The sequence below is a fragment of the Runella sp. CRIBMP genome (assembly GCF_009905605.1).
GTDB lineage: Bacteria > Bacteroidota > Bacteroidia > Cytophagales > Spirosomataceae > Runella.
Genome location: NZ_JAAAKZ010000007.1, coordinates 199,596 through 220,335 on the forward strand (window position 1 = coordinate 199,596; position 20,740 = coordinate 220,335).

The 20,740-nt window shown below is 46.6% G+C and carries 13 protein-coding genes; 6 read left to right on the forward strand and 7 right to left on the reverse strand.

The genetic code is table 11. The annotated features are described in order from the left end of the window. The first annotated feature begins 48 nt into the window (after positions 1–48). Positions 49–1,662 (forward strand): DUF5060 domain-containing protein, encoded by a 1,614-nt coding sequence (locus GVN20_RS18395; RefSeq protein WP_166559747.1) that lies wholly within the window; start codon positions 49–51, stop codon positions 1,660–1,662. A gap of 106 nt (positions 1,663–1,768) precedes the next feature. Beyond that, positions 1,769–5,161 carry a glycosyl hydrolase gene (locus GVN20_RS18400; RefSeq protein WP_166559748.1) on the forward strand — a complete coding sequence of 1,131 codons (3,393 nt, stop codon included), beginning with the start codon at positions 1,769–1,771 and terminating at the stop codon, positions 5,159–5,161. Between the two features lie 21 nt (positions 5,162–5,182). Here GVN20_RS18400 and GVN20_RS18405 read toward each other — a convergent pair whose 3' ends face one another. Next, a complete protein-coding gene (locus GVN20_RS18405; protein WP_166559749.1) occupies positions 5,183–5,389 on the reverse strand; it encodes a hypothetical protein in 207 nt (68 codons plus the stop codon). A gap of 51 nt (positions 5,390–5,440) precedes the next feature. On the opposite strand from GVN20_RS18405, the gene GVN20_RS18410 reads away from it, so the two are divergent. The 3 genes from GVN20_RS18410 to GVN20_RS18420 all read left to right on the forward strand — a co-directional run bounded on the left by GVN20_RS18410 (position 5,441) and on the right by GVN20_RS18420 (position 7,340). Then, positions 5,441–5,614: a carboxypeptidase-like regulatory domain-containing protein gene (locus GVN20_RS18410; protein ID WP_206023310.1), complete on the forward strand. Its 174-nt coding sequence runs from the start codon at positions 5,441–5,443 to the stop codon at positions 5,612–5,614. 41 nt (positions 5,615–5,655) lie between these two features. Beyond that, a complete protein-coding gene (locus tag GVN20_RS18415; RefSeq protein WP_229599112.1) occupies positions 5,656–5,844 on the forward strand; it encodes an AraC family transcriptional regulator in 189 nt (62 codons plus the stop codon). A 149-nt stretch (positions 5,845–5,993) separates the two neighbouring features. Next, positions 5,994–7,340, forward strand: coding sequence for a porin (locus tag GVN20_RS18420; RefSeq protein ID WP_310586830.1), 1,347 nt, complete (start codon positions 5,994–5,996; stop codon positions 7,338–7,340). A gap of 66 nt (positions 7,341–7,406) precedes the next feature. On the opposite strand, the gene GVN20_RS18425 is transcribed toward GVN20_RS18420, so the two are convergent. Beyond that, positions 7,407–9,017: a hypothetical protein gene (locus tag GVN20_RS18425; protein ID WP_229599113.1), complete on the reverse strand. Its 1,611-nt coding sequence runs from the start codon at positions 9,015–9,017 to the stop codon at positions 7,407–7,409. A 294-nt stretch (positions 9,018–9,311) separates the two neighbouring features. Between GVN20_RS18425 and GVN20_RS18430 the strand changes: the two genes are divergently transcribed. Further along, a complete protein-coding gene (locus GVN20_RS18430) occupies positions 9,312–10,061 on the forward strand; it encodes a hypothetical protein (protein ID WP_166559751.1) in 750 nt (249 codons plus the stop codon). A 114-nt stretch (positions 10,062–10,175) separates the two neighbouring features. Here GVN20_RS18430 and GVN20_RS18435 read toward each other — a convergent pair whose 3' ends face one another. From GVN20_RS18435 to GVN20_RS18455, 5 genes are all read right to left on the reverse strand, one after another. After that, complete coding sequence (locus tag GVN20_RS18435; RefSeq protein WP_166559752.1) at positions 10,176–11,660, reverse strand: BNR-4 repeat-containing protein; 1,485 nt, start codon at positions 11,658–11,660, stop codon at positions 10,176–10,178. A 66-nt stretch (positions 11,661–11,726) separates the two neighbouring features. Further along, complete coding sequence (locus GVN20_RS18440; protein WP_166559753.1) at positions 11,727–13,613, reverse strand: heparinase II/III family protein; 1,887 nt, start codon at positions 13,611–13,613, stop codon at positions 11,727–11,729. Between the two features lie 209 nt (positions 13,614–13,822). Further along, the gene (locus GVN20_RS18445; protein ID WP_166559754.1) at positions 13,823–15,037 is read right to left on the reverse strand and encodes a mandelate racemase/muconate lactonizing enzyme family protein; all 1,215 of its coding nucleotides are present in this window, start codon (positions 15,035–15,037) and stop codon (positions 13,823–13,825) included. Positions 15,038–15,180: 143 nt separating this feature from the next. Next, positions 15,181–16,959 (reverse strand): RagB/SusD family nutrient uptake outer membrane protein, encoded by a 1,779-nt coding sequence (locus tag GVN20_RS18450; protein WP_166559755.1) that lies wholly within the window; start codon positions 16,957–16,959, stop codon positions 15,181–15,183. 27 nt (positions 16,960–16,986) lie between these two features. Continuing rightward, a complete protein-coding gene (locus GVN20_RS18455; protein WP_166559756.1) occupies positions 16,987–20,172 on the reverse strand; it encodes a TonB-dependent receptor in 3,186 nt (1,061 codons plus the stop codon). Between the last annotated feature and the right edge of the window lie 568 nt (positions 20,173–20,740).

The following is a 20,740-nucleotide window of genomic DNA, read 5'->3' on the forward strand; positions in this document are numbered from 1 at the left end:
ATAAATGCCCTGCCATACTTTAGTACCACTTATTTACCCATCAACTCAATGAATACGCTACTTCGTAAAGTTGTTTTTTGCCTCTCTTTTTCAGTCAGTGCGGTGCTATATGCGCAGCCTAAAATAGAGCGTTGGGATAGGTTTGAAGCAGAGTGGTCGTACGAGTCGGGCGGGAACCTTTTTCGTGAGGTACAACTTTCCGCCCGATTTGTGGGCCCCGATACCGCTTTTACGGTGGCGGGGTTTTATGACGGCAACAATCGCTTTAAAGTCAGGTGTATGCCCACCCAGACTGGCACGTGGACGTACACGACTTCCAGCAACAAAAAAGAACTCAACAACAAAAAAGGCTCGTTCGAATGCGTCAACGCAACGGGTAACAACCGTGGCCCCGTCAAAGTGAGCGATGTTCATCACTTTAAGTACGCCGACGGCACGCGGTATTATCCGTTGGGCACAACGGCCTACGCGTGGACCCACATGGGGCAGGGGTTGCAAGAGCAGACCCTTCGTTCGCTTCAAAACGCAGGATTTAACAAGATTCGAATGTGCGTTTTTCCTAAAAATTACGAATTGGTGAAAGAAGAGCCTGAATGGTATCCTTTTGCCTTGCGTGAAGTGAAAAAGGACGAAAAAGGGAACGTACTCAACATGTGGGATTTTACACAGTTTAATCCCGCCTTTTTTCAACACCTCGAAAAACGCATCGACGACCTCAACCGACTGGGCATTGAAGCCGATTTGATTTTGTTTCATCCTTATGACAAAGGTCGTTGGGGGTTTGATGCCATGCCTCATGAGGTCAATGTGCAGTATATCAAATACTTGGCGGCACGATTGGCGTCGTTTCGGAATGTTTGGTGGTCATTGGCCAACGAGTGGGATTATGTAAAATCCAAAACCGTTGCCGATTGGGATGCCCTTACCCAGGCTGTGGTGGAGTCTGATCCGTACCGTCATTTGTGTTCTATTCATGGCTCTACGGCTACTTACTATGACTACTGGAAGCCAGCGTTTACCCACGCAAGTATTCAGGATGATGCACCCGTTCGGCACTCGGGCGGCGTGTCGACCCTGCGCAATGTGTACCACAAACCTATTGTACTAGACGAGGTGGGGTATGAAGGAAACTTAAAATCGCGCTGGGGGCGGTACAGTCCTGAGGAGATGACCCACTTGGCGTGGGTAGGTGCGATGGCGGGGACCTACGTGACCCACGGCGAGTCGTACATGTTTAAGGATGCCTCCGATACTATTTTCTGGGCCAAAGGCGGCCAATTTAAAGGTACAAGTTGGAAGCGTTTTGCTTTTCTCAGGAAAATACTTGAAGAAGCCCCTTCGCCTCTGTCGATGAGCGATGTGAGCCGAGATTATCGCACCTCTTCTGCGGGCGAAGGCTATTATTTTGTGTATTTCGGCAGCGAAGTCAACGATTTTTGGTTGTTTAACCTCCCCGCTAAAAACGGAGAAGGCCCGAAACTGACCGCTGGCAAACGTTTCAGCATCGAAATCATAGACACTTGGGACATGACCATACAGGCAGTTCCGACCGTTTTTGAAACGGGTCCCGAAACGGATTACCGTTTGTTCGACAAAGACCTAAGGAAAGTTAGACTACCTCTGCGCCCCTACATGGCGTTGAGAATCAAAGAAGTAAAATGAAGTTGGATTGATTTAGTAAGCAAATGACGTAATTCTGATACCTTTTTGAGGCTGCTTTAAGTTTAGCTTTGTCTCCCTTATCGTTTGTTAATCAGATAATATCTTTATGAAAAAGCAACTTTTGTGCATTGCGCTTGCATTGTCTACCTATAGTGTTTGGGCGCAAAGCCTACTGCTCCAAAACTTTCAGAACCCGCCTCATTCGGCCAAACCCATAGTATGGTGGCATTGGGTGGGTAATAACGTCACCAAAGAAGGTATTACTAAAGACCTTGAGTGGATGAAACGCGCAGGAATTGGCGGATTTCAGGCATTTGATGTTTCGATTGGCGGCGGACAAACCGTCGAAAAGAAAATCAAATACATGACGCCCGAATGGTTTGAACTTATCAAACACACCGCTGCCGAAGCCGACCGCTTGGGCTTAGAAATGACCATGGTGACCGCCGCAGGCTGGAGCGAAACGGGCGGAACGTGGGTAAAGCCCCACGAAGCCATGAAAAAGCTCGTATGGAGTCAGTTAAATATAGTTGGTGGAAAGACCTTTAAAGGCATTTTGCCCAAACCACCCGTTACCAGTGGCCCCATTAGAAACCTTCCTAAAAGAACAAATTTAGCAACCGACCCCACTTATTATGCCGACCAAAAAGTATTAGCTTATAAAACACCCGAAAATGAGTTGACAACCTATACTGTTAAAATCACCAACCACAAAGGAGAAACGTTAGAGGCTAAATCGCTGCTGGACGACGACCTTCTGTCTAAAGTGACGTTGGAAACACCTAAAGCCGAAAATCCTGTTTATTTGCAATTTGAGTACGAAAAGCCCTTTACAGCACGGTCGTTTTCTTTTGCTCTATTGGGTAACAGCAATTACCATAGTACGTATATGCGGGCGGGTTATGTCCAGGCCAGTGAAGATGGAATTACGTTCAGAACCCTCTTTTCGCTTCCTGGGCCACAGCACGATATTCGGGCAGTACCTGTTCGTACTTTTGCTTTTCCAGAAATCACGGCTAAGTTTTATCGTGTCGTATTTACAACCGGCGGTGGCAACACAACCGTGGGTGGACCCGATGATTTTGGCGGATTCAGGCAGCCCGCTGCCCCGCCCGTTTCGTTTGATATTTCAGAGGCCATCTTTAGTTCTGAGGCAAAAATCAATCGTTGGGAAGACAAGGCCAATTATGCTCCACTGTTTGCGTTTGAAGGACTAAAAACGCCTCAAGTGCCTGAACAAACCGTCATCAAGTCACAGGAAGTGATTGATTTGACCTCAAAAATGCAACCCGATGGGACCCTCGAATGGGAAGTCCCTGCTGGCAATTGGACGATACTTCGTTTGGGACAATCGCTTACTGGCGCTAAAAATGGCCCAACCATGCCCGACGCCGTGGGTTTTGAGGTGGATAAACTCAGCAAAACGCACTTAGAATCTTACATGAGTCAGTGGTCCAATCCCATTGCAAAAGCCATGGGAGAACATTTTGGTAAAAGCTTGAAATACTTCTTAGTAGATAGCTACGAAGCCGACGCCCAAAACTGGACTGAAAGTTTTATCCAAGAATTTACCACCCGGAGAGGCTATGACCCTACCAAATATTTGCCGACCCTCACGGGAAAAATAGTAGAAAGTGCCGAAGTAAGCGACCGTTTTTTGTGGGATTATAGATTGACTTTTGCGGAGCTATTGGTGGACAATCACTACGCCGCTATTACCGAATTTGCGCATAAACAAGGCATAAAAACCTACGGAGAAGTAGCAGGTATCTCCATGCCGATTATTCAAGATGCGTTGCGCACTAAAAACGCGGTGGATATTCCGATGGGTGAATTTGGGATGGGTAGGGGCTTGGGAAGCGACCGCAACTGGATTTCTCCCTTTGATTTAGAAGCACAAAAGGCCTACGGAGGAGCCAATGAAAGACTGAATGCGCATCAGTCGGATGTGCGAGAGGCGGCATCGGCAGCGCATGTGTATGGCAAAAAGATTGTTGCGGCAGAGGCGTGGACAGGCGGTGGTTATGAAGCCCCCATGGATATGAAATTTATTGGCGATTATTGGCTTTCGCAAGGAATCAATCAAATCATTTTTCATACCTCGGCGCATCAGCCGTTGGATACCAAGCCCGGCAATACGATGGTGGGAACGCATTTTCATCGCAATATCACTTGGGCAGAACAAGCCAAACCGTTTGTAGATTATATTTCACGGAATCAGTGTATGTTGCAAGAAGGCCGTTCAATCGCCGATGTCGCTTATTATTTGGGAGAGGATATTCCTGCGGTTGTTCCTTATTGGGAAAAACTCAAAAATGAAACCCCAGAAGGCTATGATTATGACTTCGTAAACACTGAGATTTTGCATCAGTTTGTCGTAGAAAATGGTGAGTTGGTGTTGCCTTCTGGCATGAGATACAAGGTGTTGGTGCTTCCTGAAAAAAATACCATGACGATGAAAGTGCTGACAAAAATTACCGAATTGGTGAAAGCAGGCGCAAACATTGTTGGCCCGAAACCCGAAAAATCACCGAGTTTGATTGGGTATCCTGCCATAGATAAAGAAATAGCCCTACAAGCCAACGAAGTTTGGGGACAAGCCGATGGACAATATACCTATCAACATAGTTATGGCAAAGGCAAAGTGTTTTGGAATGCACCGCTTCAAGGTATTTTGGGGCAATTAAAGGTTGAAAAGGATGTCAATTATATCAAGCCACACACGGATACGCGGCTATCGTGGATTCACCGCAAAACCGCCGACGCTGATTACTATTTTGTGTTGAATATGCGTAATCATCCCGAAGATTTAGCGATAACATTTAGAGTTTCTGGCAAAACACCTGAACTTTGGCGTGCCGATAAGGGTACTTCCGAGCCTGTTTCGTACAAAATAGAAAATGGTTTGACGACCGTAAAGCTGCATTTTGAGGCTCAGGAATCAGGGTTTGTGGTTTTTCAAAAAACAGCTTCTCACAAAGAACACAGTGTTGCGGAACAGAAAATGATTGGGTTAGGGTCAATTCAGGGTAGTTGGACGGTGCGTTTTCCCGAAAATTGGGGTGCGCCCAAACAGGTTACTTTAAATGAATTGACTTCTTGGCACAATCACCCCGACGAAGGTGTGAAATATTTCAGTGGTACGGCTGTGTATTCCAAAGAATTTGAAATCAAAAAAGAGCAGATAAAACCCAATTCGGCCCTTTTGCTTGATTTAGGAACGGTGAGAGATATTGCGGTTGTTTCGGTCAACGGTGTAGAACTCGAAACGCTCTGGAAAGCGCCTTATCAAGTGGATATTGCCAAAGCGGTAAAAGCAGGAAAAAATAAACTTGAAATCAAAGTGACTAATCAATGGGATAATCGAATAGCGGGAGATAGCAAATTGCCCAACGAACAAAAAATTCTACAAATATCCAGCGGAGGAATACGCTTTGGTGGTGAACCTAAGCTCAAAGAATCGGGATTGATTGGCCCTGTGGTGTTGAAAGCCAAATAATGGCCTGTCGCTTTTAGTTTTTTAAAATAAATAATCAACGTTGCCGGTTTTAAGCACCTCGGCAACGTTTTTTTTGCCTTGTGGATTGATTTTGTCAGTCAATTGCAGAATACCGGTAGTAAGTTGTACTATTTTGTTAGCTACTTTTGTCCAAGAAATAATTGAAAAAATTAAACTTGAAATAAACAAAAAGCCGCCTCTACTGCGAATAGAAACGGCTTGGGTCAAGTTTGATTTCTCAATCAAACCCATTTTTTCAGAAATGTTAAACCAATCAAATTGAGCGCTCAGCAAATTTCGGGCGTTGTGAGTTCGGAAAAAGGGGAGAAACTACCCGGCGTAAGCGTGCTATTGAAAGGCACCGCAAGAGGCACAACCACTGACGCCAACGGTAAGTTTTCATTGGATGCCAAGAGCGGACAAACCGTAGTGTTCTCCTTTAGCAGATTTTAAAGAAGAATTGTCTAAACCAGGGCCTTTACGTCAAGAAAACCTTGGGGAAATCAGCCCACGATTTACTGAACGAGATGCTTTTGCTCGAAGCCAAAGTGCTTTTGAAACAGACCAACCTAAATGTTACAGAAATTGCCTATAAAATCGGCAAAAATGAAATCAGCGACTTCGCGCGGTTTTTTAAAGCCCAAACCGGCATGAAACCCAGCGAGTACCGAATGATGAGTTAGGGAATCTGGTTGAAGAGGTGGCCCCTAAATGTTAGCCAAATTGTTATTTGATGATTTCTAATGGTAAACAATGTTACCAAATCTTTAACTTTGTGTTCTTTTTTGCGGGCAAAAGGTAATTTTTGCCGCCTTAGATAAACCGAACACCAGTGAGAATTCTCCGAAAAACGCTATTCTTTTTTATCATTACCTGTTGTAGTTTCCAATCTATTGGGCAGATAACTAATAATAACGGCGGCTTGCTGACCGATATGATTGATACGACCACCCGTATCGGGAAAAGTATGCTATCGCTCAATAGCCGCCTGGGTAAAATAGGATTTAGCGGTTATCTGCAGCCGCAGTTTCAGTTGGCTGAGTCGAACGGAGCGGGTGGAAATATCTACAATGGCGGGGATTTCGGACCGCAGGTCAACAATCGCTTTCGCCTGCGCCGTGGGCGATTTCGGGCCGATTTTTCGCATTTGACCGACGACGGACGACCTTCGACTTATTTTGTGTTTCAATTTGACGGTACCGAGCGTGGGGTCAATATTCGCGATTTTTGGGGACGGGTTTTTGAACACAAATGGGATTTATTTCACTTCTCGGCAGGCGTAATGGCAAGGCCTTTTGGGCATGAAGTTCTGTTGTCATCGGCGTTTAGAGAGGCACCCGAGCGCGGTCGGATGTCACAAACTTTGGTGCAAACCGAGCGTGATTTGGGCTTCATGTTTAGTTTAAACCCCCGAAGAAAGAATTCAAATTTCAAATGGTTGGCGATTGATTTAGGGGTTTATAATGGACAAGGACTCACTGGAACGGCCGAATACGACAGTCATAAGGATGTGGTGGGGCGTATCAGCTCTAAGCGGCGCACGATAAGTAGGTCGGGAGGCAAGCTTTCGTGGGGCGTTAGCAGTTATTTGGGGGGCATAACGAGTCAAAATGCCTTGATGTACGCGGCTAAAAAAGTGGATGAAAAGCCGATTATTGAAAAGGATTCGGCTGCATCAAATATTGGCCGCACTGCGCCAAGGCGCTATCTCGGTGCCGATTTTCAATTAATTTTCCCCAACAAAAAGGGGCAGACTGAATTTCGGGCGGAATACATTCGGGGTGTACAAACCGCAACGGCGGCGTCAAGTACCACGCCAGGGAGTTATCCTGTTTCGAGCGCAGGAGTGCCGTTGCCACTCTACACGCGCCGATTTGACGGTGCTTATTTTTACTTTCTTCAGCATCTTGGGAGCCAAGACCATCAGCTTGTGTTAAAGTATGATTGGTACAATCCCAATACCGACGTGAAGGGAAAAATGATTGACGCCAAAAATGGTTTTACGAGTGCGGATGTTCGGTTCGATACTTTTGGCGGCGGCTACGTGTATTACGTGAATCAACACCTTCGCGTGGTTTTTTGGTATGAACATCCTATTAACGAAAAAACGGCCGTGAAAGGCTACGAAACCGACGTGAAAGACGGAGTTTTTACGCTTCGAACGCATTTTAATTTTTAATATTCTGAATGTAAACGCGGTTTTTTCGACGTGCGGCGGGTTTCTCAAAACCCATAACAGGATTGCTCAGCGAGCGCAGCGCAATTGAATCGTTTCGTTGGGATTGAGAGAAATGGGATAACCTGCAATCAGCGCTGAGCCTTTTATGGTCTGGGTTTTATTGCCAATGGTCAGTCGATAGTTTTTGGTTGCCTCAATCGAAAACCACTCCTGAAACTGATTGATACGAGGGTAGTCAGCGGGCATGTGGAGGTGGTCTGCGTGCCAATTGGCTCCAAAGATGAGTTTCCCTTTCCAAGCCGTAGGTGAAGTCAGCGTAATGTACATATTGTTTTTGTCGCTTACCGCACCGTAAATCACGTCAGGATTCCAGTTGGAAATATGAACTCCTGCGGTTTTCCAGAGTGCATACATCAGCGACGTTCGCGCAAAATTTCCATCGCCGTGCCATCCTTCTATGATTCCATCGGGTTTTTGAAAATTCCAAAGTACTTTTATCTCGCTTTCGAGCCAGTCTTTGACGCTCGGAATCGGTTCTCTTAGGTATAAATTCAGGGCTCCTTCAATGGCGTCGGCGTAGCCGTCAGCGCTGCCGTTTTCCCAATCATGGTTACGATAATTTGCTGAAAGCGAGCTGAGTGCTTTCAGCGTTGCTTCCCGGTAAGCGGCTACTCCGTCAATCATGTAGACGGTATAAAAGGCGTTAAGTGTATAGCCAAAATTGTCGGCGATTCGTTTTTGTACTATCTCACCCGTCAGCGGATTGACCTCGTCGTAAAAAAGTCCGTGTTCATTGCGGCCGGTGGCCAGAATGGTATTGAGCATTTCGTGCAAATACGGTTGCCATTGCTTCTTTTTGGCGGGATTTTTTGTGGCTACCACAGCATACATCTCGGCCAATCCAGCCACGATTTCGCAACCGTGGTCGCGCAGACGCAGGCGAGAGAGGGTCCGCGTAGGCACATGGGCATCGCTTAAATAATAATCACCGATTTGAATGCCCCACGCCAGCCATTTAGGGTTTTTGGTGAGCCAATACATCCGCGCCAGTACTTGCAATAAATCCCCGCCCACTTCCACGACGGCACTATTGCCGAAAAAACTCCCCTTGATTTGAGTCGGAACATCCACGATTTTGTCGAGGTCTTCCAAAATGCCCAGCATCCGCTCTGACCACGGACTGGGGCCGAGCCATTCGGTGAGCGGCACTAGTCCGTCTTTCATGTATTCTGCACTGCCAAATACCACCTGACTGGTGTCGATGTGGTCATTCTGAAACCCCTTTTTGCAAAAAGAATAGGCATCTGGCAGGCGGCCCACGCGCGATGTCAGGCGGGTTTCGGTGGCGAGCATTTCGCGCATTTTTCCCTCAAAAAGCGGTTTGTCGAGCATCGAGGCGGTCATGACCATAAACGGATAATTGTCGGCGGCGGCGTCCCAAGCGTTCCAAATGCAGGTACTTTCTTTGAGATTACGCGGAATGAGGCCCGTAGCGGGGTCGGCTTTTGTAAGCCAGCCCAACAAAAAACGGTGACTGCGACGAAAGCCCTCGTTGGCGGCTTGGCCATTGGTGAGGGCTTGTTGGAAATGGGTCTTTTCATGGGACGTAAAAGGCGACTGAGCGAAGCCTGCAAACGAGCCGAGGATAAAAAGCAGAAAAGAGGAAATGTGCTTCATGAAAGAGGTTTTAGGCATGGTTATAAAAGCACCAAAGGGAGTTTATTCTAATGTTAGAAATATGCAGTCGCCAATTTTAGTCTAAATGCTTTCTGATTTCTTGCCAGTTAAAATACTTGAGGCTAAGATTTTAGTACGTGACAGGGTTTGCAAGTGGTGTAGAAGTTGGTATTTTTGTTTTCAGAGCCCCGGCTAAAAAATTTGTACAAAAAAATTTTAATTTTACGTAGCCCAAAGCTTTACGATATAGTACTTTATGAAAACAATTTCTTAGCCATTTAAACATTCAATTCCATGAAAAATGTAGCTTATTTATGTACACTTCTTATCTTTTGTGTTTCATGCCAGTATAATGCAGCGTTGGAGAAAATTTCGGCAGGTAATTCCGAAACATCAAGCAAAAGTGTTGAATCAATTAGAAGTGCCTTTGAAAACCGAGATTTGGTACAATTAAGTAGGCTCAATTTTCACGGAGAGAAGGCCGAAACGTTTTATTTAGGCTTATCATCTTCTAAACTTCGCGTACCTGATGTTTTCCAACCCATAAAGAATAGCAAAGGCAAGTATGATCCTACGGCAAAATTTTCCTGGAAAGCGGAAGATGGCAAGATGAGGAGCTTTTTGAATGAGCTTACAGAATCAAATGTGCAGAATTCATGTATGAAACAGCTCTGCGCAATGCAGATGATTTTAAAAACGGAATTATTGGAAGACAACTCTGCTGAAGCGCTTGAGGCGTTAAGATATTATACAGATGTCTTAGCTACTGAAAAAAACCTGAGTCCTGCGATATATTATTACAGTTTGCAAAAATTAAAAGCACTGGGTAAATCCGAAAAACTTGCCAAAACAGTAAGGTTATCATTAAATGCCGTTGATGAGGCAATTCGGCAAAATCGAGAAAATACTGAGAAAATGGAAGCCGCTGTGAAGGCTTATCCTGAGGTAAAAAAATCATCTTTTTACGTTGATCAAGTGAGAGCTTCCAAAGAATTTGATGCACAGTACAAACATTGTGCTAAAGAAATCAAAAGAATGCTTTAGCGCTTTCTTTTTCACGGCAGGATTAGTAAACACAAAGACCTTGAGAAACGCCTCAAGGTCTTTGTGTTTTTGTAACCGGTAACTTCATTTTTGAAATAGCGGAAACTTTCGCGTTTATGGCTTCACCCGAATTGGCTTTTCAGATTCATTTTTCATTTGACGCGGCAGACGAAACACTTCGCCCTTTTTTGTGGAAAAATATAACGATGACTCCGAAGGCTGCCGTGCGTGACCATCGGCCCAAAAAGCGTAAAAATCGGGATGTACATTCTGCGGCCGTCGCACGTAGGAATGATTGAAGGCGCTGTTTGGGGTCAGATTAATCTGTTTTTGCCACGTTTTGCCTTGGTTTTTACTAATCCAAACCGCCACTTCGCCGCCCGTCCCGTAGGGCTGTGGGCCTGCTTCGGTGGGGCCGATGATTTTCCAAGTGGTAAGGTTTTCGACGTATAGCGAACCCATGTCGTAGTTGTGATCGGCGGTTGTCACAGGGTTGATTTCCCAGGTTTTACCATTAAAAAAAGCCACCTGCCACGTGTGCGGCCCCTGACTTGGCCCGGGGTCGGGGCCTTTGCTGGTGACAAACAAAATGATCGGTCTGCCTTTGGCGTCGTAGGTAAGGTCATTTATGTAAACGTTCAGGCCCGCAGAGCGGTATTCTTTGACCAACCCACCGTTTTGGGGAGTAGATAGGGGCAAGGTCAGTTTTTGGCCTTCGGCGTTTTGCCAACTTTGTCCGAAATCGTTGGTTTCTACATAATACAAATTGGTGCGGTAATCCAGACCTGCGCCTTTTTCGGTGTCGGGGTGCATATTGAACGACGTACCAATTTTGTTGTTCCACTGTCCGCCCGTTTGATAATGTCCCTCTTCAATGGTGCCAATGTCTTTAATGTCAGACCATTGAATACCATCTTTGCTCGTGATATAGCCAATGGTGCGACGCGGTTTTTTAGCTCCATATTTCAAGATTCCCCGCTCATAGTGGGTCATCAGATGAAAGAAGCCTTTATCGTTTTGGTAGAAACTTTGCAGGTACGAAAAATTATCAAAAGGCAATTGTTTACCATTTTTGAAATACGTTGCTTCGATTTTGTCAAAGGTGCTGATGTCGTACGGCTTCCGACTGCGGTGGATATACGAAGGACGTTCGACACCGTGGGAGGTCGAAAACAACCAAAGATACCCTTGGGCGTCGATGTTGAGCACAGGGTTATCGTGGGCGTCGTCGGTGGCTTTATTGAGTACAATGGTCGGGCGGGCTACTTGGCCCGTGGTATGGTCGAAGTAGGAAATTTCGTGTAAAAGACTGGGTTTTGCATCTTTTGAGGCTCCGCCGAAGCAAAAGAACGTCTTTTTGACTTCGGGACTGTATACCGAAAATGGACTGTGGTTGGCGGGGTAGGTGCCGAGTCCACCGCTGTATTTGTGGACATATTCGTTGTCGAGTTTACCGATGTGGTACCAAATTCCGCGAAATCCGTCGTCTGTCTGGTTGAGGGTTTGTGCCTCTAAGGTGGAGGTTAACAGCAACGTTGGTACGAACGTCGGCAGGGTTTGGAAACCTGCCGACGTTAGCAATAAAAGCCATTTTTTCATGAATTAACTAGGGTTGAGAAAGCACTCGTTAGGTGGGTTGGTATGATTGCTGAATTTTCTGATAAATCACTTTTTCCAATCGCTCAACGACGGAATTTTTGTCTCTTTATTGACCGAAACACCCTCTGGAATCAGCAATACATTGATGGTGTTTTTTGTATTGGCAGGCAGATTGATTTCAAACTCGACAAGCGTTGCCCCTGGATTGGGCGCATCGTAATCGTGCGTAGGCTGAGCCAATCGGGTTTTGATGGAAGCGTTGGCGGGTTCGGCTACTTTCAGTTGAAGTTTTTTGCCGTTTTGACTCAATTCGGCCATTCCGTTTTCGTCGATGCGCACCTCGGCGGGGGTAATCATGACCCACTTGACGGTGGCGGGTTTGTCGTTGGTTAAAATTTCATCTTTCACAACCACGTATTGGCCATCCACAATCGCAATGCCGCGATTGGCGGAGGCGACGGCGTTTTTGTACACTGCGCTCATATCAGTAATGGCCCCTGTAAAGGCTTGCTTATTGACCGTTCCCGAAAGCGGAGCGTAGCCATCCACGCGTTGTAGTTCATTGTTGAATGTCAGGGTGCTGTGGGCCATGTTGTTGTACCGGTACACCTCCCAACGTTGGGCGTTTTGACCTTTATCCCACAGCTTTACACCTTTTGATTCCAACGATTCATACTCCTGCATTCCCAAGTCCATCGACCAACGCTCCCCGAGGGCGTCCATCACAAACGAACCGATGTCCATGTGGGCGTGGTTGACAGAAGGCGAGCCAGCTTTTAATCCAACGTATATAGCGGAGGGGTCGGTCCAAGACGAGCGCATCATGGCTACGGGGTTTTTGCCCTTACCTGCCCAAAGGAGGGCTTTGGGGGCAGTTACCTTTTCAAATTTAATGCCGTTGCCCCAAATCATGGCGGCGGGCAAAATCCGGTCACGTCCCATATTAGGCGCGCCCTTTTCAAGGATATTTTTGGCACCGAATAACAACGATGGAGAATGGGTGCGGTTGGCAAACCAAAACACCGCTGGACTCACGCCGCCCGAGCCGCTGCCCGCGTCGGAATAGTTGAAGGTTTTGCCTGACGTACCGACCATGTGCTGATAATAAGCGGCCGTATTTAAGAATCCACGGCCGTTTGATAACCCAAAATCGCTGCCTAGTGCTTTTTGTACAGCACTCAGAAATAATACGTTGAAGCTTGTTCCGTAGCCCCAGTAGCCGTAGCCTTCGGGATACGCGCCGTCGGGGTTATAATCTTCCATGGGCAGCTTGATGGACTCAATGGCGCGGTCAATGATTTGTTTAGCCAGCGTTGGGTTGTCCTCATAAATGGCCAATGCGCCGTAGGTCATGCCCGCGTTGCAGACCTGATTCCAATTGTGGGAGGCAGTTAGCCAGCTGTTGTATTTTGAATCTAACGACGGTTCAATGCCTTTTTTGAGAATGGCTTCTTTGAGGATGGGCAGGGAAGATTTTTGTAAATCATTGTACAGCCAATCGTATCCGATGGCCACGGCCATGGTCATTTCGCCCACATCGAGGAAGTGCGACGGATTCCAGTCCGAAAATGATGAAACTTTCAATAATTCAGTTTCGGCGCGGTTGAGGTATTTTTGGTCACGGGTAATGCGATACGCGTACGAAAGCATGAAAATTCGACGCAATGCCTCGCGCGATTTGTCGAGCAAACGCCGCCCGATTTGGATGCGTTCCAACGGCGGCAGATCGATGATTTTGTCACTTTCGACCAAAATGGTTTGGTGAATGGTGGCCCAGTTTTTATCGGAGTTGATGTTGTTCAGGATTCCTTTTTCTTCTCCTTTTAACAACATAATTCGCGGGTGGTCAGGGAGTTTGCTGACATGGTTAAGGTGCTTTAGTTGCGCAAAAGCGACACTCTGAAAGAAGAGAATGACTCCTATTAAGTACAAAAAAAATGGTGCTTTTTTCATTTTAAAGACTGTGTTATGGATAATGTTCTGTTGTAGTTGGAACGCAAAATAGAAGAGAGACATATTACCAATATGTAAAAGTAACGATGTAAAACTCTTTAGTAAAAAGCAGGAATTGGGCAGATTTACCATAAAAATCCCAGTTGAAACCCACAGAACGTGCCGTTTTAATGTATATCCGCCTAGATTTTGGCGTGATACGTTTCATTTTACACAATTCTTTCGGCCGACTGCCAGATGGATGGGTCATAGTCTATTCCTAAACCTGCTCGATTGGGAATGGTCATTTTTCCTTTTGTTAAGCGAATATCGGTATGCCAGGTTGGCTTTTTTTCGGTGGGATTATAGACAAATTCTTGCAAGCCGTAGAGGTTGGGAATTAGCGCTACCACCTGCCAAAAGGGAGCAATGAGCGGGTCAGATTTGGGGGTATGCGGTGCAATACCCACGGCACCGTATTTTTTGGCGATTTCAGCCACTTGCAGCGCCCGTAATATACCGCCATTATAGTACATATCGGGTTGGAGAAGGTCATAGACTTTGTCTTGTGCCAAGCGCCGAAAGCGATACAAGCTACTGTCTTGCTCTCCGCCAGCGAGTACAATTTTAGACAGGGCTTTGGTGACGATTTTCATGCCTTCTTCGTCTTCAAAATTGCAGGGCTCTTCAAAAATGGCTACGCCGTTATCTTCGAGCATTTTTCCCGTTTCAATGCCTTCGTGCGGGGTATAGGAGCCGTTGGCATCTGCATAAATGATGATTTCATTGCCCAAAATCTTGCGTAACAGCGGAATGTATTTTCGGGTTTGGGCGGCATTTTCGGGAGTATTGACCATGCGTCCGCCTACTTTTATTTTTACCCCTTTGGCTTCCGTTACCGTTAGTTTTTCCAAGAGTTGATTAGCGATTTTTTCGGGGTCACCTTCGCGGTTAAAATCAGAAATATAGACTGGGTATTCGTTTCTAACTTGCTTGCCCAGCAATTGATAAACAGGCTTTTGAAGAAGTTTTCCCAACAAATCCCAGACGGCTATTTCGACGCTTCCGATGCAGTTCCAGAGCGGCATTCCCGCGTATTTATAATTGCTGTTGAGGCGATAGGCGTTGTCTACCAATTGGGGTAAATCGCGGGCATCTTTTCCCAGAAAATGCGGCAAAATCAGCCCTTTCAGCAAGGAGGTAAGGTGTTGCATTCGGTCATTGCACTGAGTTATGCCTAGCTGACCGTTTGCTCTGACAACAAGCATTAATTCTCCCTGTGTTTTAAGCAGTTCGACGGATTCAATCTTAATAATTTCGGGAAAGAGTGCTTTCAAGTTGGGCAGAGGCCAATGAGGAAGTTCGTCGGTATCAGCAACTGCTGGGCAGACTGGAAAAGCCGCAGCCAATAAGCCCGTTTTGAGGAAATTTCGGCGATTGAGCATGAGATTTACCTTTTCTGTAAATGGTTGGCTAGCCTAACTGGGAAGGTATTAAGGATAGTTTTGACTTTTACAAAACAAACTGCCAAAGCTTGAAATTGCGAGTAACAAGCCTTGGCAGCGTTTGAAAATTATTTATAAATGACTTACTGCCAGCCTGGATTCTGCTTAATGGCGGGGTTTTCGGCCAGTGAGTTCAGCGGAATAGGCCACAGGTAGTGTTTGCTTTCGTCAAAAACTGGGTTGGCAAAATCAGTTCCCTGATAGACGTCGATGTAGGTTTTCTTTGAAACAGGATCAACGGCGGTTTTTGCCACCACGCCTGGGTAGCGGGCTTTGGCGGCGTCATCCCATTGCATACCCATGGTAGGAATGGTAAGTTTTTTACCCTGTTTCCAACGTCTGAGGTCGCCATATCGGAAGCCCTCCATGAACAGCTCAATACGACGCTCACGACGGATTTCGACGATGATGGGCGCTACGCCGTCGCTGGTGTAACGTGGGTCGACAGGGACATTGGCCAGACTTAGGTGCGGCATTTTGACGCGGTCGCGGAGTTTGTTGATGCTGGCATCAAGGTCTCCTTGCGTGATTTTGCCCAATTCAGCTTGCGCTTCTGCATAGTTCAAGAGCGCTTCGCCAAAACGTAAAATGATACCCGGTGACTCGGCCGTGTCAAAGGCTTTTCCAATCATATCGTCGGCGTTGTAATGCTTGATGATGTGATAGCCCGTTTCGGAGATGTAGCCACCCGCCATACCTAAAATACGTGGATACGTGCGGCCGTCGCCCAAGTGGTACTTGTATTTTGCGGCATCGGCAGGGTGAAGCACGGTTTGGCGTAAACGCGGGTCGCGGTTTTCAAATACATCTTCGATTTTGCCGTCACCTTTGTAAAGCGGCGATAATGAAATCGGTAGGCCATCGGTACATAAATAATCTTCCACCAAACTTTTGGTAGCTCCGCCGGCGTATTCAAAATAAGACTGTACGTGGTTGGTAAACACACCCAATTGGTACTTGCGCCAATACATAACTTCAGGGTTGCCGGCAAGATTCAACACGCGGTGGTAAGCGTTATAGTCGTTTTGTGGGTCACCTGTACTATAAAGTCTGTATGGGCCTTTGTCCATCAATTCTTTGGCGGCATCGGCGGCGGCTTGTAGCCATTTGTTGGGGTCGGTGCCACCGTGGTACTTGCGCCAAGTACCTTCAAACAAACACACGCGCGATTTGACCAATAGGGCGGCCCAACGGTTGAGACGGCCCGGCGCACCGCCGTCGCCCCAGTTGTCGGGGAGTTTGGTGGCAGCAAAATTCAGGTCTTCCAACACTTTTTCCATGGCTTGCTCGCGTGGCATACGGGCAGCAAACAGCTCCTCCGACTCGGTGTTGAGTTCTTTTTCTACCCACGGCACATCGCCGAATTTGGATACTTTTTCGGCATAAAACCAGCCTCTGAACAAACGTGCTTCGGCAATGTAACGGTCTTTGATGTTCTGGGCAATATTAGCTTTACCATAGTTGGCCAAGCCCACATTACAGGCTCTCACAAAGTTCCAGCCTTTGTACCCAAATTGCTGCGGTGCGGCGGGAATGGTGTGCTTGCCGGCGCGTACCTGCTGAAATACCGTGTGGCGTGCGTGGCGCGGGGCCATGTTGTCGGCAAACTCATCCTGAAACCATACGCTTGCCCAGTGGCTGTCAAACCCGTTGTGGTGGGCCATCAAGATGGGTACGTTGTCGTCGTTGCGGGCCAGATCGTAGATACTATTGTTGTACACCCGCAAGTCGTTTTCGGTATTCCAGAAGGTTTCGTTCGTAATTCTATCCAGCGGATAGCGCTCCAAAAATTCGTCATTGCAACCACTCACTACCAAAATGGTGAGAGCGATTAAGCACGATTTGATTATATTGTTTTTCATTTGAACTCGCTTTTTAAGTGATTGAAATTAGAATGACACATTTAAGCCCAACGTCATGATTCGCTGCATAGGGTACTCAATTGCCGCCGATTGAATGGATTCGGGATCCAGAGGCTTACGCATTTTGGTATATTCCCAGAGGTTCATGCCCGTAGCAAACACCTGTGCTCTGCCCATGCCGATTTTCTTGATTAGGTTTTGCGGCAGGTCGTAGCTAAACGTGATGTTTTTCAAACGGATGTAAGAAGCACTTTGCAGATACCGCGACTGTACCTGCACGTTTTTCTTGTCGTTGGTTGAAATGTGCGCGGCGGGGAAATACGCGTCGCGGTTGTCTTCACGCCAGGTGTCGGTGATGTAATAACGCTCTACGTGACCTGCATTGAACGGGAAAAACCACGTCCAGTTGTCGGAACTGGGCCAGTGGTCTTTTTTGCCGATTCCCTGAAAGAACAATCCCAATCGGAAGTTTTTGTAACTAATACCGCTGTTGATACCAAAGCTATAGCGAGGTGTAGAATTACCAATAATTTTACGGTCGCCAGGGTTGCCCACGGTGTTGTTACCGAGGGTGATGTTGCCATCGCCGTTGATATCAGCGTACTGAATATCGCCCGCTCTCCAGTTGTTACCGATGTTGGTTTGTTTGGGCGCTTTGGCCACGTCGTCTGCGGTTTGGAAAATTCCTACGGTTTCAAATCCCCAAATTTCACCCAATTGCTGTCCTACGCGGTAGTTATTGATGGCGCCTGTGGGGTTGTTGAATTTAGTGATTTCGGCCGTCCAGTCAGAGAGGGCTAGGGTTACGTCATAGTTCCAGTCTTTTTTGATACGGTCGCGCCATGTCATTGACAGTTCCCAGCCTTTGGTGCGTAGGTCGGCGGCGTTTTCCTGTGGGGCGTTGGTGCCTAAGATCGCCGGGTAGGTCACGTTCATGAGCATGTCTTTGGTATCACGTGTGAAGAGGTCAAAAGAAGCATCTAAACGGCCTTTCAGCATGGTAAAATCAAGACCAATGTTTTTGGAAACTACCGTTTCCCAAGTTAGGCTGGGGCTTACCAAACCCGCCGCCGTTACTACAGGGATGGTACCCGTACCAAAGATGTAGGGTGATTGACCCGTTCCCATGGTAGAAACGTAGGGGTAAAAGTTGTTGCCCAACAGCTGATTGCCCAGTGTTCCGTACGAAGCCCGAATCTTTAGATTGTCCAACCACTTGCTGGTCCCCGCCATGAAGTTTTCATTGCTAATACGCCATCCTGCCGAGAAAGAGGGGAAAAAGCCAAAACGACTGTTTTGTGGAAAGCGTGAGGTGCCATCGTAGCGCCCGTTAAGTTCAATCAAATACCGCTCGCGGTAGTTATAATTTAGTCGGTAAAAAGCCCCGCGCAATGCCACATGCGACTTGCTACCGAAGGTTTGTTGAACCCCCGTAGTGGCGTTTAGGTCAGTAACCAGCGGCGTGATAAGCCCCCGGGCCTGTGCGCCCGCAAAGCGGTTTTGGCCGCGTTCTTGGTTGAAACCCACCATCGCGGTCATATTGTGGTTTACTGAAAGCGGTAGTTTATATTCCGCAAAAGCGTTGAAAACGTAGTATTGATTGTACGTATTTTCGTTACGAATCCAGTCATCACCACTAAAGCCATTGCTTATTAGGTTGGCAGCCAACAAGTTGGCGTCTACAATTTCAATTTTGCTTTGTACATCTTGGTACATGCGATTGAAAATGTTGTACGAGAAATCCGAACGGATTTTTAGGCCTTTTAGTGGCGTAAGGGTTACACCTTGGGTCAGCCAGATGTCGTTGTTGGTGTAAGTGGTGCGGCCCCCGTCTTTTAGGTATGGGAAGAAGTTGGTGCCGCCGAAATATTTACCGATATAGGGTGCGTACTTCTCCCGGTCGCCTTGTGTTACATAAAATGGTAAATCTGGAAATTGAATCGGCATGATGGGCGGAACACGCGCCAGCGAGTTGATGTTTACGTCCCAGTTGTAGAAGTGGGGTTTATTGCTGTTCTCAGAGTTAAAAACCACTTTTTCGTCCAAACTCAACCAGTCATTCACTTTAAAATCAGCTTTTACTAAGATGTTATAGCGTTTGAAGGCCTCATTTTTTGATTTTTCTTTCAAATAACCATCCTTGCTGAAATATCCTAACGAGACAAAAAATTTCGATTTGTCAGAACCACCCGAAACCGATAAATCCGATTGGTTGGTCGGGGCGTAGTCTGTCATGATTTGGTTTTGATAGTCATTAAAACCGTAGTAACGAAGCGCTCCGTTGACTACTTTCCATTGCGGAGCCGTGGCGGGATTTTCAGAATAGGCTTTAGTGCCTGCCACCATGTCGGCGTCGTAGGAAGGTACGCCACTGGTGCGGATATTGGCTGCATTACGGGCCTGTACAAACTCGTAAGGGTCGGTTACAACATCCATGTTAAAGATAGGCTTGGCCAACGACGTCTGTGTGCCGAAATTGACCGTCACTTTGCCGCTTTTGCCACTTTTTGTGGTCACCAAAACTACCCCAAACGCCGCACGCGCGCCATAAACGGCAGCGGCAGAGGCATCTTTCAGTACGCTGATACTCTCAATGTCGTTGGGGTTGATTCGGTTCAAATCCATCGGTACGTTGTCGACCAAAACAAGTGGTGAGCCACCGTTGATAGATTCATAGCCACGGATGTTGAACGTTACGGCGGCGGCAGGGTCACCGTTACGAACGTTGACGTTTAGGTTGGGAATCACCCCTTGTAAACCTTCACCCGCATTGGCAATGGGGCGGTTCATGAGGCGTTTGCTGTCGGCGGTTCCGACGGCTCCCGTTAGGTTTACTTTTTCCTGTACCCCGTACCCGACCACCACGACCTCTTCGAGGGCTTTGGTGTCTATTTCAAGAGAAAGGTTGACGACCGAGCGGCCTGCTACCGCTATTTCCTGCTTCAAGTAGCCGATAAAACTCACTACGAGCGTTGTATTATTGCTGTTGGGTACTTTGAGGGTGTATTTTCCCGTATTGTCGGTGGTAGTTCCTTGGTTGGTTCCTTTTACAAGGATGCTGACGCCAGGCAGACCTTCGCCGTTTTCAGCCGCCGTGATTTGTCCCGAAATGCTTTGGCTTCGGGCTACACTCGCTAGGCAAAATATCCCTAAAATGCCGCCTAAAAGCGTATTCCGGGCAATTTGCCAACATACGTGTAATTGTTTTTTCATTTGTTAAGTTGTTTTGAGTGAAATTATTGAGAAAAGGTAAGCGTATAGCAAGAATAAGAAAGGCAGTTGCCAAATTTATATTTTACGCGTAAGTGGCATGGATCTTTCTACGCAATAAAGCTGAGATGCACCGCGACATCTCAGCTTGGCCTTGATGTTGGGTTAATTTTGATTAGACTCAAACTTTGAATTGTAAAAACGGCCGCGTCACACCTGAACGCTTGAGATTACTGTTTTGGGTAAAATATTTATGATTAAAGTACTTATTTGATGCTAACTATCAAAAGGGTATTTATTAAAAAAGTACAATAGTGGTGTGTAAAGAAAAATCCAAAGAAAGCAATTTTGATTTTGTTTTAAAAGAAGTTTTGGGCCTTTTCTACTTTAAAAATATGGGTAAATTACTATTAATAAATAAAATAAGACAAAAGATGGCCCAAATTTCTGCTGGCAAATTTTACGCAAACGTTTGCGGTTTTGGGTTTCTACGTTTGGGCAACTTAAAAAAATTAAACTGACTTTTGTTGCTCAAAAATTACATCGGCCAACGTATATTCCTCTTTGAGAG